Here is a 13,477-nt window from a genome sequence, read left to right as displayed (position 1 = left end):
TTGATTACTAGCGATTATTACTCTAAAGCACAAAAGACTATTAAGAACGATTACATTACCAAATGAGTAGTTTTTTGTTTCAAATAGCATCTTTTTTTGTATTTAAACAAAAACAATGATAACAATAAGTTAACAAAAGGATTTTTAACTTATGCTTTCTTTTATTAATAAACATTCTGCTTTTTTACTGATGCTTGCAGGCATCATAGGCTTTAGCTTTCCAAGTATTAGTCGTATTGTCTTCCCTGTTTTACCGTATATCTTATTTTTCCTAATGCTTTTTACTTTATTAGGGATTAAACAAGAGTTACTTATCCGCAAGTTGTTATCTAAAAGTGTTTGGTCTTATGCGCTTTTCCATAACCTCGGGCTCACTTTATCCGCCGTTGTATTGCTATATCTCTTTAACATTTCAACTCCACTATTTATTGCTATCACGGCAGTTACTGCGACAGGAACATTATTTGCAACCCCAGCAATAGCGAAAACCTTAGGTTTTGATGTATTACATGCGATGGCATTAACTATTGCATCAACATTAATGATGCCAATCGTATTATTTTTTAATCTTACGTTACTTCAAAGTGACACGGTAACCTTGGACTTTGGACAATATATACAACGACTGACGATATTCATTATTGGACCAATGGCTATATCTGCTTTTTGCTACAAAATGATAAACCCAAAACTATTGCATAATATCCATCACAAAATATCTAAGTTAACCGTTCTGCTTATTTTTGCTTTCCCGCTTGGGCTTGTCGCTCCCTTGAGGGAAATGTTTGAACGTTCATTACACGAAGGGATGAGCTATTTACTTCTAGGCTGTTTACTTTGCGGGTTATTTTTCGGTATCACTTACTTTGCCTATTATAAGAGTAATAAGCAATCCAAAACGCTGTATGCCATTACTGCAACTAATCGTAATGTATTACTTACCTACACCATAGCAAGCAATTATTTGGGATTTGAGTATTTAGCACTGATGGCAGCGATTCAAATTCCGACTTATGCCTTACCTGTTATTATCAAACTCATCGCCAAGACTAAATTTGATAACCGAAATTCATTTGTCGATAAAAAGAAAGCCGACTAACAGTAAATAAATTGTTAGTCGGCTTAAACTTTATTTCTATCGATGAGTTTACCTAGTATTTAGGCGACATCTTTATTGCCAGTACAGGGAATATAAACCGTTTTATTATCTACTGGTGCATCAAAGTATTTTTTCTGTTTTGCATAAGCTTCAAAAGCATCAGCCATTGTAACATTTAACGGCATAGGCTCTTTAACGTAATCTAACAATGGCGCATAGCCTTCTTTACCTGTTGCGGTATAGCCCGATGAAACTGAACTATAAACTTTCTCATCTTCAACAGGTATCCACTTACCGTCTTGTAAATGCTCTAATAACTCAATACGTGTACCTTTTACAGCACAACAGCGATAGGTATAACGAAGATCTGCCACATAAGGAAAACTTCCATCACCAGTCCCATCAACACCGTTATTTATCGCATTATCAATCGCTCCTTCAAGCGCTTGACGAATACGTTTACCTTTTACGCTATAAATCATAATACCAATAGCAAAAGGTAGTAATTTCCCTGCGATATCTGCAGGTGTAATAATACCTGGATTTAATGAGCACCTAACACCACCAGCGTTATGAATACCAAAATCGACGTTATGACCTAGCTCACGGGCTTTCCAGACAAAACTTTCAACAACCCAAGGTGCAATTTGACTTGGACCTCGTTGATCGGGAATACGAATATGACGAAGCGGCTCATTAATAACAGCAATTTCTTCAGTTTGCAGTGCACGTACCGCAGGACGATAATGCTCATTGAGAATATTTTCAATGATAGGATCTTTCACCACAAAACGAATGTTATCTTGCTCGCTTAAAAAATGACGAACAATTTCATGATCATCACTTTCTAAATGCTCGGTTCGGCTTGCATCTACCGTAAATTGGCGGCCTAGTAATAATTGATTAGCACCAAACGCTCGCTCAATTGTTCCGTCTTCAGCAAACTCCAGTGTTATATGTCCTACCGCCAACGCATTACAGCCCGCTTGTACAACACAGGTATTATTAACACTGTGTGCGTATTGATCGGTTTTACCGTAACCAATGTTGGTGAAATCACCTTGCATAGTATGAGTATGACCACCAATAATAACGCCTATTCCATCAACCGCTTCTGCAAGCTCAATATCGTGGTCGTAGCCTAAATGGCTTAACACAACAATCTTATTAATACCCTGCTCATGTAGATGCTGAACAGTATTACGCGCAACCGTCTCGACATTCATAAAGTGAGTATCAGGATCTGGGTTCGCAATGCCTGCCATATTTTCGATAGCTAAACCAAAAATCGCAACAGGCTCACCATGCACATCTTTTACAATATATTTCGCAGTTTCAGTGCTATTGTCATAAGCGTAAACATTGGCTTTATCTCGCAGCGGATTAGACTTGGTTTGATCTTCTTGCGACAGATCCCAATTACCAGCTAGTAACGGGAAATGCGTATGATCAAGAAAATCAGCCACACAGTCGTTACCCATATCAAGTTCATGATTTCCCAATGCCATCGCTTCAACACCAATAGCATTTAGTAGTACAGCATTAGCCATACCTTTATATAGTGAGAAATACAACGTGCCTTGGAAGCAATCACCCGCGTGTAAAAACATGAATTCACGCTGATTCAAATAGGCTTCAGCTTTTAATTCACTTACTGCCGATGAAATACGAGAAAAACCACCACAACTGGCATATACCGAGGATTCAGTATCTAAAACGTGTTCAGGTAAATTCAGTGATATAGATGATGGTTCAAAATTTGAATGCGTATCATTGATATGAGCAAATGTAATCTTTGCTTTTTTATTATTCTTTGTCATAAAAAATTACGTCTCTCCCTGAAGGACTCATATGAATGAGAGATATGTTTAGTTTAAGTCACCTATTTGGCCTAAATGATTTCACTATAAGACAAAATAACTGTGATAAATATCAATATAGCATGATTCATGATGATCATTTAAGGAATAGTAAGACTAATTGCTATTTATCATCTTACTATCCATTAAATCTTCTATGCTTAAATGTTAATGGTAACGAGCATGGCGTTGTAAAAACTCAATTTTGTAACCATCCGGATCTTGTACAAAGAAAAACTTCGCTAATAAAGTTCCCTCACGGAAAAACTCTTTAATCTCTAAAGGCGCATAACCACATTCAGTTAATTTTGCATGTTCAGCTTCTAAATCGTCAACAGCGACAGCAGTATGACCATAACCTGTACCATGGGTATACGGTTCTTCCGTTCCCTCATTCCAAGTCAGCTCAAGCTCCATATCATTTTCATCGTTACGTAAGTAAACCAGACTAAACCCTTCAAAATCTAAACGCTCAGCAATCTCTAAATCTAATGCTTCTTTGTAAAATTTTAATGAAGCGTCCAGATCTAACACACGGATCATTGAGTGAATTATCTTAGCCATCTAACTCTTCCTTCTATTATTATTTGTTTGAAATCACTTAACTATTTAAAGCATATCATGCTATCAATATGTGATCAGTTCTCGCGAATCAACGAGTGATTTACTATATCGTATACAGGAATAAACGAGGTTTGTAGAGTTTTATGCATTTAGAAAGAATTGAAATATCCGGTTTCCGTGGTATTAAGCGTTTATCCTTGTCTTTTAAAGAGTTAACAGTCCTTATTGGTGAAAATGCGTGGGGTAAATCCTCTTTGCTCGATGCGCTTTGTTTAGCATTGTCTCCAGATGCTGAGTTTTACGAGTTTAATTTTTCCGATTTCCATATCGATCATGCGTTGGGTAATGAACGAGCGACAGAAATTCAGATTGTTTTACATTGGTATGAAGATTATAAAGGCGAACATAATGCCCGACGCTATCGTGGGTTTCAGCCTTTTCTCTCAGAAAAAGACGGTATAAAACATTTTTATTATCAAATTCACAGCCATATTGAAAACGATAAGATCATTACTAATAGACAATTTTTACATCCAAATGGTCATGGCATTTCACATCCAGATACGGATAAGTTTATTCGCCAGTTAATGGTGCTTCACCCTATTGTTCGTATTCGTGATTCGAGACGTCTACACGAAGAACGTCATGACGGTAATAATGAGCAGCCTTCAGCGCAAACGCCGCAAGAACTTCGCGTACAAAAGCGTTTAGATAATACCTGTCGGCGGTTAATGATTCAGCCCGGTCATGTCAGTACAGCTGAAATTAAAAGTAGTATTACTACGTTAAGATCGTTAGTCGATCACTACTTTGCCTTTGCGCCCCACCAGCGTAGTAAAGCATTGTCGCCACACTACTCTTCATTACAACAAACCAATACGCATGGTTTATATGCAAATCCATTCGATCAACTCATTCAGCCCAACATGACAAAGCAAGCACGTTTATTGTTAATGGGGTTATTGAATGAATATATTCGAGCGAGAGGTCCTGTCGAGTTAAAACGCATTTCACGGCCTATCATGATCTTAGAAGATCCAGAAGGTCGTTTGCATCCGATCATGCTCCATCAAGCATGGGCGTTTATTCAAAACATGCCCATGCAAAAGATCTTAACGACCAACAGCCCTGAGCTTTTGACTTCTGCGCCGTTAACCGCGATCAAGAAATTGATCCGTCAGCCACATAAAACGGAAGTATATGGCGTAGATAATGGGGAGTTGAGTAAAGATGATACCCGTAAAGTCACTTTTCACGTACGCATGCATCGCCCGAGTGCTTTCTTTGCAAGAGTATGGCTGTTAGTTGAAGGGGAAACGGAAGTATGGTTATTTAATGAAATGGCACACCTAAATGGTTATAACCTTGCCGCAGAAGGAATTCAAATTATTGAGTTTGCACAAAGTGGATTAAAGCCATTGATCAAGTTGGCAAAAATACTCGGTATTGAATGGCATTTAGTGGCTGATGGTGATCTAGCGGGTAAGAAATATGCAGAGAAAGTCCGTAATATGCTTGGCGATGATCCCGAGCGTGAACGTTTAACCGTATTGCCGGCAAGAGACATTGAACATTTCTTATATAAAAATGGATACGAACCTTTGTTTCGTGACTTAGCGAATATCACTGATAATAAAGTGCCCATGCGTAAGATCATTCATAAGGTACTAAGAAAAACAGCGAAACCCGATATGGCATTGGCAATCGTTAAATATACTCGCGATGAGAAAGACAACCGCACACCTTTGCTCATTCGTTGGGTATTAAAACGTATTGTCGCAATGTCACGTGGTTTTGGGTAATAACCAACATCAAGTTAGTGAAATCAAAGCCTGCTTCTTAAATGTAGGCTTTTAACCTTTAAATTCAAAATGTACTAAAGCAGAACAATTCCTCATATTTAATGGTTACCGTTTTCTTCTTTCTGTTTCTTTATCACTTTTAGATATCGAATTTCAGCAAATATCCATCCAAAGTATTCTCTAGATTCCAAAGTACCGATTTAAATCAATTTAAGGGAGATCACGTGATAATTCGAACAAAAAAGCCAGTAATAAAACTGGCTTATTAGTGCATATAAATAGATAAAGAAATTGTGGTATTACATAATTAAATTAATCATCTTTTTGGAAAAATAATGTCACTTTGCCTACTTCAAACCCAAATTTGGTCATAGATGCAACATTGAACATGTGTTTTTCATCCTGGCGGTACATCCAGTCATTAAACTTAATATTATAAACGGAATCATCTACAGGAATCGCTAAAGTATATTGCCATTGCAGCGCATTACCGACCTCAACCCCTTGCGCTTCACCAATAACATCGCCCGCAGTTCCGGTATATCGTCCATCAACTTGTTTTTCTATCGTCCAAATACGCTGTTGGGTTTCACCGTCATCAAAAACAAAGTCTTCTACAAGGGTTAAAGTATCATTTTTTACTGTACCAACAATATCAACCGTAAATCGCCGTGTTTGTTTGCCTTTATAATCTTGCAGCATTCCCCATGCCGTTGTTTTACCGGCAAAGTAACCAAATAAATCAAACTTTGGTTGTGAAGATTTATAATCAGAAATAGACGCTGTGCACCCTGTCAAAAGCAACATTAATGCTAATAATATTGATGTTATTTTTTTCATGTAATGACCTTATTCCACTGTCTAACTTTGCATAATTAACATATAGAATGGTTAATGCTTGTTATTTACCAATTAACTGCTGACGTAATTCTGGGTACGATGTCTTTGGTGATAACCAAATAGTAATAAAGCTTTGTGATAACGATGGTGATAGAACTTTCCCTAGTGGCTTATTTTGTTGATAAAACTGCCCTTCACCATTACGGAGAACGAAAGTTAATCTGTCTCCCTTTTTAACGTCTGGCCATATTGTTGATAACGTTTTTAGCCATGGTGTTATTTGTTGGCTGCTATAACCTAAATGTTGCCATTGTTCTTCAGTCGCATCCAACAAGGCATCTTTATCAATATTACGTAAATAATGAATAATTAAAGCTAAATCATCTTCCGTGCCTGTGTAACGTCCTGTTGGCGTTTTTAGCTCTGAGTTGTAAATATCCCATATTCCCCACTCAAGTGTTGCTTCACCCACTTTTTTCCATTGATACCATGGGTATTTATCACTGAGGGTCTGTAACTGTGAAGATACGTTATTTTGTATCTGTTTATTGCTATTGCCCGTTTCTGCTTTAGCAATATTGGAGCACATCAATAAACCAAAAAAGATAACGAGTGATCGCATTTATTGCTCCTTTGCTGTCGGATTATTTTGATCTTTATTTAAAATACGCAGTAACCATAAAAGATACACCGTTACAGAAAACCAGATCATTATTAACACAAAGAATGTATCTAACGTTTCAAGTTGCCAAATTACCGCACCTAATTTCATTCCAGACCAATAACTCAATGCACCACCAAGACTGCCTGCCACCAGCAACCAATGTGTAGTAAAGCCACTAATTGATGTGCGTAGAACCCAAACAAAGGTTGTGAACCCCAACCAAAGCAATATAAGCCAAGTTGGTATCAACCCAATACTCTCGACATTAAAGAAAAGTGGCGTTCGATTAGGTATTGGAAAATCAAACACCTGCCAATGTCTTAGTATTGAATCAATCACTATGCCAGGTATCGATGCTAATACAGAGAAACGCCACGCCTTAGGTTCCATAAACCATGTAGCTATTAGTATGAAAACCAAGATATAAGTAAAACGATATTGCCCCCACACAGCGAGTAACCAATAGAAGTTAAACACCATACCGGCCAATAACACTTTTAGTTTGTTTCCCAATGGATTTACTCTCTCCATTGCGGGCGACTTGCTACAAATTGAATAGTACTAATGGTGCGCTCTAAGAACCCCCCTTCGCAATAAGCAAAGTAAAAACGCCACATCCTCATAAATCTTTCGTCGTAGCCATATTTCTCCAATGCTACGGTATTCTCATTAAACTGCTGATGCCAATCTTCAAGCGTTTTCGCATAATCTAAACCAATGTCTTTGATGTCTCGCATCACGAAGTCACTGTGCTGTGTTAGATTTTCAAGCAATACGGTAATTGAAGGTAAGAAACCGCCAGGGAATATATGTTTTTGAATAAAGTCGACACCACGACTGTAACTATCATAACGTTGGTCGGCAATTGTGATTGCTTGAATCGCCATTAAGCCAGTTGGTTTTAATAATGACTGACACTTTTCAATATAGGTTTTAAGGTATTGTTTACCGACAGCTTCTATCATTTCAACCGATACTAACTTATCGTACTGCCCCGTTAAATCACGGTAATCATCCATGAGTAAGGTAATACGGTCGGATAGGCCTTCTTTTTCAACTCGCTCTTTAGCCCATAAATATTGTTGCTCAGAAATCGTGGTAGTGGTGACACGGCAACCGTAGTATTTCGCTGCATGAATCGCCATACCGCCCCATCCAGTACCAATTTCTAGTAAATGATCGTCTTCAGTTAATTTTAATTTTTGGCACAAACGATCCATCTTATTCCATTGTGCTTGATCTAACGTGTCATTTTTATTGAGATAAATTGCTGAAGAATAAAGCATATTAGGATCAAGGAAGTGGCGATAAAGATCGTTCCCAAGATCGTAATGTGCTGAAATGTTTTTACGCGCATTCTTAATGGTATTTTTACGTAGCAAGTGTCCGATCTGTTCGGAGATTCGACTCATCCAACCCATTTTTGCTTCAAGCTTATCTAACGTTATCAGGTTCTTAGCCAAAACTCGTACAACATTGGTTAGGCTTGGTGAATCCCACCAGCCTTCCATATATGCTTCACCTGCACCAATGCTGCCATCAGTTAGTAAGCGTTTATAAAAAAGTGGGTTATGAACATTAATACTCGCTTGTAGCGGTGCTTGTTTATCACCAAAGAAAACGGTGCCTTCCGTTGAATCTGAAACACTTAAACCCGCATTAGAGAGGTGTTTTAATACTTTAAATAAAATATGCCGAGATGCATGATCAGAGGCTGATACATTAACTGTTGATGATTGTTGTACGTCGCTTCTAAGCATTGTCATTCCCTCGTTCAATCTTGTGTTTATTTACTTTTTCATACTCAGTGCTATTTGGGTGATCATAAATTGGTACGCCTTTAATAAATAATTTAAGCGCTTGCCAATAAATACCTATAACAACCTTTATTGTCATAATCGGTGTAAGCAGTAATTGCTTGATAAGTAGTGCAGATGTGAAGTTTGCCTTACGCATCTGCATCGTGGCATCAAATACTTTTTGATGGCTATTTTTTAAATCTTTCGAATGCTCGCTCGGAGAGATGCCATCTTTACTTCGACTCACCGATAAGTTAACCAGTAAATTGCTATCAGGCTCTGTTACTCGCCAATGATACTGTTGATGTATAGGATTAAACGGTGAAACATGAAATGCCTTATCATGGCTATATTCACGTCCCTGCCAATATTGCGGTGCCGGTATCGCATAGTAATGACGTTCGTTCCAAGGTGTATTACTTACTTCGGCTAACATATATTGCCATTGACCTTCATTATCATGGAGGTAATACAAATTAAGTGGGCTAAAATACAATCCGCAGTAACGTAAGTGGCATAACATAGTGACATTGCCATCAATCATTTTTCCTGTTAGCGCATAGACCTTATCTTTTACAGCTTGGGCTAAATCAGGATCACCTTTTACGTAATCATCACGCCGAAATCGAGCAAAATTGAACAGCGACAATCCAAAACCTTTTACTTGTTTATCCAACTGATCTAATTCGTTTAAGTGGATATGTGGCATAAACATTGAATAGGTGAATCTATGATCCACTGGTGTAAAACGTCGATGTCTAACCCATCCTTGAAAAATGCCGCTTTTAAGCTGGTTATCTTTACCCATACTAATAACTTCGTATGACACTTTTATATGAGGGTTCATTAGAAACATTCAGAGATTTCGCTGTTACAACTTCATCTTCTGATTGCGTTAATGATTGTATTTTTATTGCTTCGACAACGTCTAACGCGCTACGTACCCCGTCTTCATGAAAACCGTTATACCAATACGCACCACAGAACCATGTTTGATTTTGTCCATTAATTAAATGACGTTTCTGTTGAGCCGCAATACTTTGAGTATTAAAAACAGGATGAGAGTAAACAAATTTACGCAGTATTTTGTCTTTATCTATTGATTCAGTTTGGTTAAGCGTTACACAAAATGTTTCAGGGGCAAGAATACCTTGCAGTATATTCATGTTGTAAGTCAGTGACGCTAAATTACGTTCTCTATCATCTCGAGATTGAGGTAACGAATAATTCCAAGATGCCCATGCCGCCTTACGTTTGGGTAATAACGATGTATCAGTATGAAGAACCACTTCGTTTTCTTGGTAATGAATATCTGATAACACGTAGTTTTCTTCTGATGTTGCATCAGATAGCATGGTTAAGGCTTGATCGCTATGACAAGCAAAAATAACTTGATCGAATTCTTCTTGCTTACTATTAACCGTAACAATTACCTTGCCTTTACTACGCTTCACCGAAGAAACTGGGCTATTTAGTTGAATACAATCTCCGATGTAAGACACCATTTTCCTAACATATTCACGAGAACCACCCGGTATTACACGCCATTGAGGGCGATTAGTTATATCTAACAAGCCATGATTTAAGAAAAAGCGCAGAAAGAAAGCTAATGGAAAACGACGCATGTCTGATAACGTTGAAGACCAAATGGCAGCCCCCATCGGTAAGATATAATTTTCGGCAAAGTAATCACTAAACTGATGCTGAGTTAAAAAATCACCCAGCGTTTGGTTCATTAACTCACTATCACCTACAACCTGTTTAGCAAGCTTATTAAACTGGGTGATTTCATACAAAAATCGATAAAAAGCAGGGTTCAATAAATTACGTTTCTGGGCGAACAGTGATGAAATAGTATGCCCATTATATTCAAGCCCCGTACGCTCATTGTGAACACTAAAACTCATTTCGCTTGGCTTTCCTGCTATTTCGAGCTGTTCAAGCAAATTTTCAAAGTTTGGATAAGTACGATCATTAAAAACAATAAACCCAGTATCGATGGCATAATCACCGCTATCTACAGTGACATCTACCGTTGCAGTATGCCCACCGACATAACTGTTAGCCTCGTAAACAGTAACTTCGTGTTCTTGATGTAAATACCAAGCGGACGTCAAGCCTGAAATACCGGAACCTATAATGGCTATTTTCATTATGATTTCCCCGTTATTCGTTTAATTACTGCCAATCGAAATGTAATTGGCAAAAGCGCAATAGATTTAAGAAACAGTGTAAAAGTGGCAGGAAAACTAATTTCTTTTTTTCCAGCTGCAATACCTGATCTTATTTTTTTTGATGCATATTCGGGTGACACTAACATTGGCATCGTAAAATCGTTTTTATCTGTTAATGGCGTTTTTACAAAACCAGGATTTACTAACGTAATTTTCATATTCAAATAAGCAAGATCAACAGCAAGTCCTTGAGTGATATAACTCATTGCAGCCTTAGAAGCGCCATATGCCTCTGCACGTGGTAAAGCGACGAAACTGGCAGAAGAACTGATAATGACTAAATGCGTTTTTTCATTAAATCGCGCTTGTAAGGCTTCTATGCAATGGAGAACTCCGTACAGATTGACATCAAAAACGCGTTTAACTAATGCGGTATCAATTTTTCCTTCATCGATGTATTCACACGTGCCTGCATTTAAAATAATTAACTCTGGTAGAGTCTCTAAGGATGTAAGCGCTGATAGTGTGCTTTCAAAATCCGTCACATCGAAACGTAATGTTTTTATCGCTTGATGTTCTTCTTCTAGTTTATTTAAACGCTGCGCATTTTGACCGCAAGCAATAACACGCCACCCATCATCTGCATAATCACATGCAAGCTGTTTGCCAATCCCTGAACTTGCTCCTGTGATCAATACCTGATTCATTGCCCTAACCTTGATTTAATGTGTCGAATAATGCGCCCAAACATGGGTAGACCTTCATAAATCATTTCCCCCATATCGAAATAGTCACGATGATAAATCACTTTATCTTGTTCAAATTTCAGCTGAGTACAGCCTTCTAAACTGCGTTCTTTACCATTTTGTAATCGAGGATGTGAAAAGTGCATTGTCCATTGAACAAATGCTTCATGATCATCTTCTACATAGCTATTAATAATAAATTGACAGCTGTTTATGTTTTGATAAAGGTTAAAAAAGTAAGCTTCTAAAGCACTAAAACCTTCAATTTTATGTGCAGGATCTTCAAAAATAACTAAATGATGATAAACGTCAGACAGTTGAGAGAGGTTGTCCTTTCCTAATTGTCCATACACATTAAAAAACTTATTTAATGCAGGGTTTATCACTGCGTCCATTATTTATTCCTCCACCAGTGTTATTGATCAATATCCATATAAGCCTTTGCTTGTTTAAAAGAGTCAATTGCGATTAGGCGAGCTTCCTTATGGTCGACAATTGGCAATGGATAATTCAGTGATTCTGCACACGCCCATTGATGTGGCGTGTGTATGTATTTATCTGGAACATGTTCTAATTCCTTAACCCATGTACGGATAAAATCACCTTTTGGATCAAATCTTTGCCCTTGTAGTGTTGGATTAAATACTCTGAAATAAGGTTGGGCATCGGTACCTGTTGAAGCGGCCCACTGCCAACCGCCATTATTGGAAGCGAAATCGCCATCAATGAGATGCTGCATAAACCACTGTTCACCGGTGCGCCAATCACATAACAGATCTTTAGTTAGGAAGCTTGCAGTGATCATACGTAAACGGTTATGCATCCAACCTGTTGCTCGCAATTGCCTCATGGCTGCATCGACAATTGGGAACCCCGTTTTCCCTTCTTGCCAGGCTTTGAGTAATGCTGAGTCATCTTTCCATTGCACAAACTGAGTAAACTTTTGAAATGGCTGATGTTGGCTTAATTCAGGGTAACGATGAAGTAAATGACCATAAAACTCTCGCCATACAATCTCGTTCAACCATGTGAATGCGCCATCATCCTTATTAATTTCTAATGCATTTGGAAAGTGCTGCAATAGCTGATGCAAACACTGCCTAGCTGATAGCGCACCAATTGCAAGATAAGGAGATAAGCAACTAGTACCATCAATAGCGGGAAAATCTCTGTTTTGGTGATATGATTCGGCTTTTGTTTCACAAAACGTTTCTAATCTTTGTGCAATAGTTTCTTCATCAACTGGCCATAACACGCTATCAATAATGGGATAATTAAATACTGTAATTGAATTGCTGGCAGACAATAGCTTTATCACAACTTCGCTTGTTACAGTGTCATCTTTATTTGTTACAGGGTAATAAGGTGATAACAAGAAACGCTTGATCCACGCATTTCTAAATGGGGTGAATACTTTGAATAATTCCCCATCACGGGTCAAAACCATTTCAGGCTGCAAAATATAATTATCATCAAACGTGCTGAATTTTATACTATTTTTTGCAAGTAATTCCCCTACAGCCATATCACGTTTATGCTCATTAATTGGATATTGTTTATTCGCAAAAACATGCACAGCATTATAATCAAAACAAACCTGCTCAATAATATGAACTGTTTCCGAGAAGTCATTAACTTCAATAACTTGCAAAGGAATATTTCGTTTAGCCAACTGTTGCTTTAATACTTGTAACCGACGATGAATAAAGTCTACTTGAACTGCTGCCATATTATGTTGGTGCCACTGCATAGGCGTTGCAATAAAGAGTGCGATGATAGGAAGCCCGCTGTCAATTGCATGATTTAATGCTGTATTATCAGCAACACGTAAATCTGAACGAAACCAAATAATAACGTGCTGCTCTTTTACTGTTTTATTTGTCATCATCGCTCCTATTAGCTTATTAAAAGAATAATGCTGGTGGATATT

The 13,477-nt window shown here is 37.8% G+C and carries 13 protein-coding genes; 2 read left to right on the top strand and 11 right to left on the bottom strand.

What is annotated here, in order from left to right:
• Positions 1-151: 151 nt before the first annotated feature.
• Entirely contained in the window at positions 152-1,099 is a 948-nt protein-coding gene (locus I3259_RS10700) for a hypothetical protein (RefSeq protein ID WP_238029607.1), read from the top strand.
• Positions 1,100-1,158: 59 nt separating this feature from the next.
• Here the strand turns inward: I3259_RS10700 and I3259_RS10695 are convergent, their stop codons facing one another.
• Both I3259_RS10695 and I3259_RS10690 read right to left on the bottom strand, forming a co-directional pair.
• Positions 1,159-2,919, bottom strand: a complete 1,761-nt coding sequence (locus I3259_RS10695) for a bifunctional metallophosphatase/5'-nucleotidase (protein WP_238029606.1) — start codon at positions 2,917-2,919, stop codon at positions 1,159-1,161.
• Between the two features lie 207 nt (positions 2,920-3,126).
• Entirely contained in the window at positions 3,127-3,522 is a 396-nt protein-coding gene (locus I3259_RS10690; protein ID WP_238029605.1) for a VOC family protein, read from the bottom strand.
• 143 nt (positions 3,523-3,665) lie between these two features.
• Here I3259_RS10690 and I3259_RS10685 point away from each other — a divergent pair, with 143 nt between their 5' ends.
• Positions 3,666-5,324, top strand: a complete 1,659-nt coding sequence (locus I3259_RS10685) for a DUF2813 domain-containing protein (RefSeq protein ID WP_238029604.1) — start codon at positions 3,666-3,668, stop codon at positions 5,322-5,324.
• 312 nt (positions 5,325-5,636) lie between these two features.
• Here the strand turns inward: I3259_RS10685 and I3259_RS10680 are convergent, their stop codons facing one another.
• From I3259_RS10680 to phrB, 9 genes are all read right to left on the bottom strand, one after another.
• Positions 5,637-6,164, bottom strand: a complete 528-nt coding sequence (locus I3259_RS10680) for a DUF3833 domain-containing protein (RefSeq protein ID WP_238029603.1) — start codon at positions 6,162-6,164, stop codon at positions 5,637-5,639.
• Between the two features lie 61 nt (positions 6,165-6,225).
• Positions 6,226-6,786 carry a chalcone isomerase family protein gene (locus tag I3259_RS10675; protein WP_238029602.1) on the bottom strand — a complete coding sequence of 187 codons (561 nt, stop codon included), beginning with the start codon at positions 6,784-6,786 and terminating at the stop codon, positions 6,226-6,228.
• Positions 6,787-7,341, bottom strand: a complete 555-nt coding sequence (locus I3259_RS10670; RefSeq protein WP_238029601.1) for a DUF2878 domain-containing protein — start codon at positions 7,339-7,341, stop codon at positions 6,787-6,789.
• A gap of 5 nt (positions 7,342-7,346) precedes the next feature.
• Entirely contained in the window at positions 7,347-8,588 is a 1,242-nt protein-coding gene (locus I3259_RS10665; protein WP_238029600.1) for a cyclopropane-fatty-acyl-phospholipid synthase family protein, read from the bottom strand.
• Positions 8,581-9,435, bottom strand: coding sequence for a DUF1365 domain-containing protein (locus tag I3259_RS10660; protein ID WP_238029599.1), 855 nt, complete (start codon positions 9,433-9,435; stop codon positions 8,581-8,583). Before I3259_RS10660 ends, I3259_RS10665 begins: the two co-directional genes overlap by 8 nt.
• 1 nt (position 9,436) lies before the next feature.
• A complete protein-coding gene (locus I3259_RS10655; protein WP_238029598.1) occupies positions 9,437-10,780 on the bottom strand; it encodes an FAD-dependent oxidoreductase in 1,344 nt (447 codons plus the stop codon).
• Positions 10,780-11,508: an SDR family NAD(P)-dependent oxidoreductase gene (locus tag I3259_RS10650; protein WP_238029597.1), complete on the bottom strand. Its 729-nt coding sequence runs from the start codon at positions 11,506-11,508 to the stop codon at positions 10,780-10,782. The genes I3259_RS10655 and I3259_RS10650 overlap by 1 nt, the downstream gene beginning before the upstream one ends.
• Positions 11,505-11,942, bottom strand: coding sequence for a nuclear transport factor 2 family protein (locus I3259_RS10645; protein WP_238029596.1), 438 nt, complete (start codon positions 11,940-11,942; stop codon positions 11,505-11,507). The genes I3259_RS10650 and I3259_RS10645 overlap by 4 nt, the downstream gene beginning before the upstream one ends.
• A 20-nt stretch (positions 11,943-11,962) precedes the next feature.
• On the bottom strand, positions 11,963-13,432 hold the full coding sequence (phrB, locus tag I3259_RS10640; RefSeq protein WP_238029595.1) for a deoxyribodipyrimidine photo-lyase: 1,470 nt from the start codon (positions 13,430-13,432) through the stop codon (positions 11,963-11,965).
• Between the last annotated feature and the right edge of the window lie 45 nt (positions 13,433-13,477).

Source organism: Photobacterium sp. Ph5, from assembly GCF_022129445.1.
In the GTDB taxonomy this organism is placed as follows: domain Bacteria; phylum Pseudomonadota; class Gammaproteobacteria; order Enterobacterales; family Vibrionaceae; genus Photobacterium.
Note: the sequence above shows the minus strand (reverse complement) of the source record. Positions and strands in the feature narration are given on the sequence as shown.

What these genes read in the sequence shown, in the direction of transcription:
- I3259_RS10690 (WP_238029605.1), bottom strand. Translation starts at nt 3,522, where the DNA reads ATGGCTAAGATAATTCACTCAATGATCCGTGTGTTAGATCTGGACGCT.
- I3259_RS10650 (WP_238029597.1), bottom strand. Translation starts at nt 11,508, where the DNA reads ATGAATCAGGTATTGATCACAGGAGCAAGTTCAGGGATTGGCAAACAG.
- I3259_RS10645 (WP_238029596.1), bottom strand. Translation starts at nt 11,942, where the DNA reads ATGGACGCAGTGATAAACCCTGCATTAAATAAGTTTTTTAATGTGTAT.
- phrB (WP_238029595.1), bottom strand. Translation starts at nt 13,432, where the DNA reads ATGACAAATAAAACAGTAAAAGAGCAGCACGTTATTATTTGGTTTCGT.
- I3259_RS10685 (WP_238029604.1), top strand. Translation starts at nt 3,666, where the DNA reads ATGCATTTAGAAAGAATTGAAATATCCGGTTTCCGTGGTATTAAGCGT.
- I3259_RS10680 (WP_238029603.1), bottom strand. Translation starts at nt 6,164, where the DNA reads ATGAAAAAAATAACATCAATATTATTAGCATTAATGTTGCTTTTGACA.
- I3259_RS10655 (WP_238029598.1), bottom strand. Translation starts at nt 10,780, where the DNA reads ATGAAAATAGCCATTATAGGTTCCGGTATTTCAGGCTTGACGTCCGCT.
- I3259_RS10675 (WP_238029602.1), bottom strand. Translation starts at nt 6,786, where the DNA reads ATGCGATCACTCGTTATCTTTTTTGGTTTATTGATGTGCTCCAATATT.
- I3259_RS10700 (WP_238029607.1), top strand. Translation starts at nt 152, where the DNA reads ATGCTTTCTTTTATTAATAAACATTCTGCTTTTTTACTGATGCTTGCA.
- I3259_RS10660 (WP_238029599.1), bottom strand. Translation starts at nt 9,435, where the DNA reads ATGGGTAAAGATAACCAGCTTAAAAGCGGCATTTTTCAAGGATGGGTT.
- I3259_RS10665 (WP_238029600.1), bottom strand. Translation starts at nt 8,588, where the DNA reads ATGCTTAGAAGCGACGTACAACAATCATCAACAGTTAATGTATCAGCC.
- I3259_RS10695 (WP_238029606.1), bottom strand. Translation starts at nt 2,919, where the DNA reads ATGACAAAGAATAATAAAAAAGCAAAGATTACATTTGCTCATATCAAT.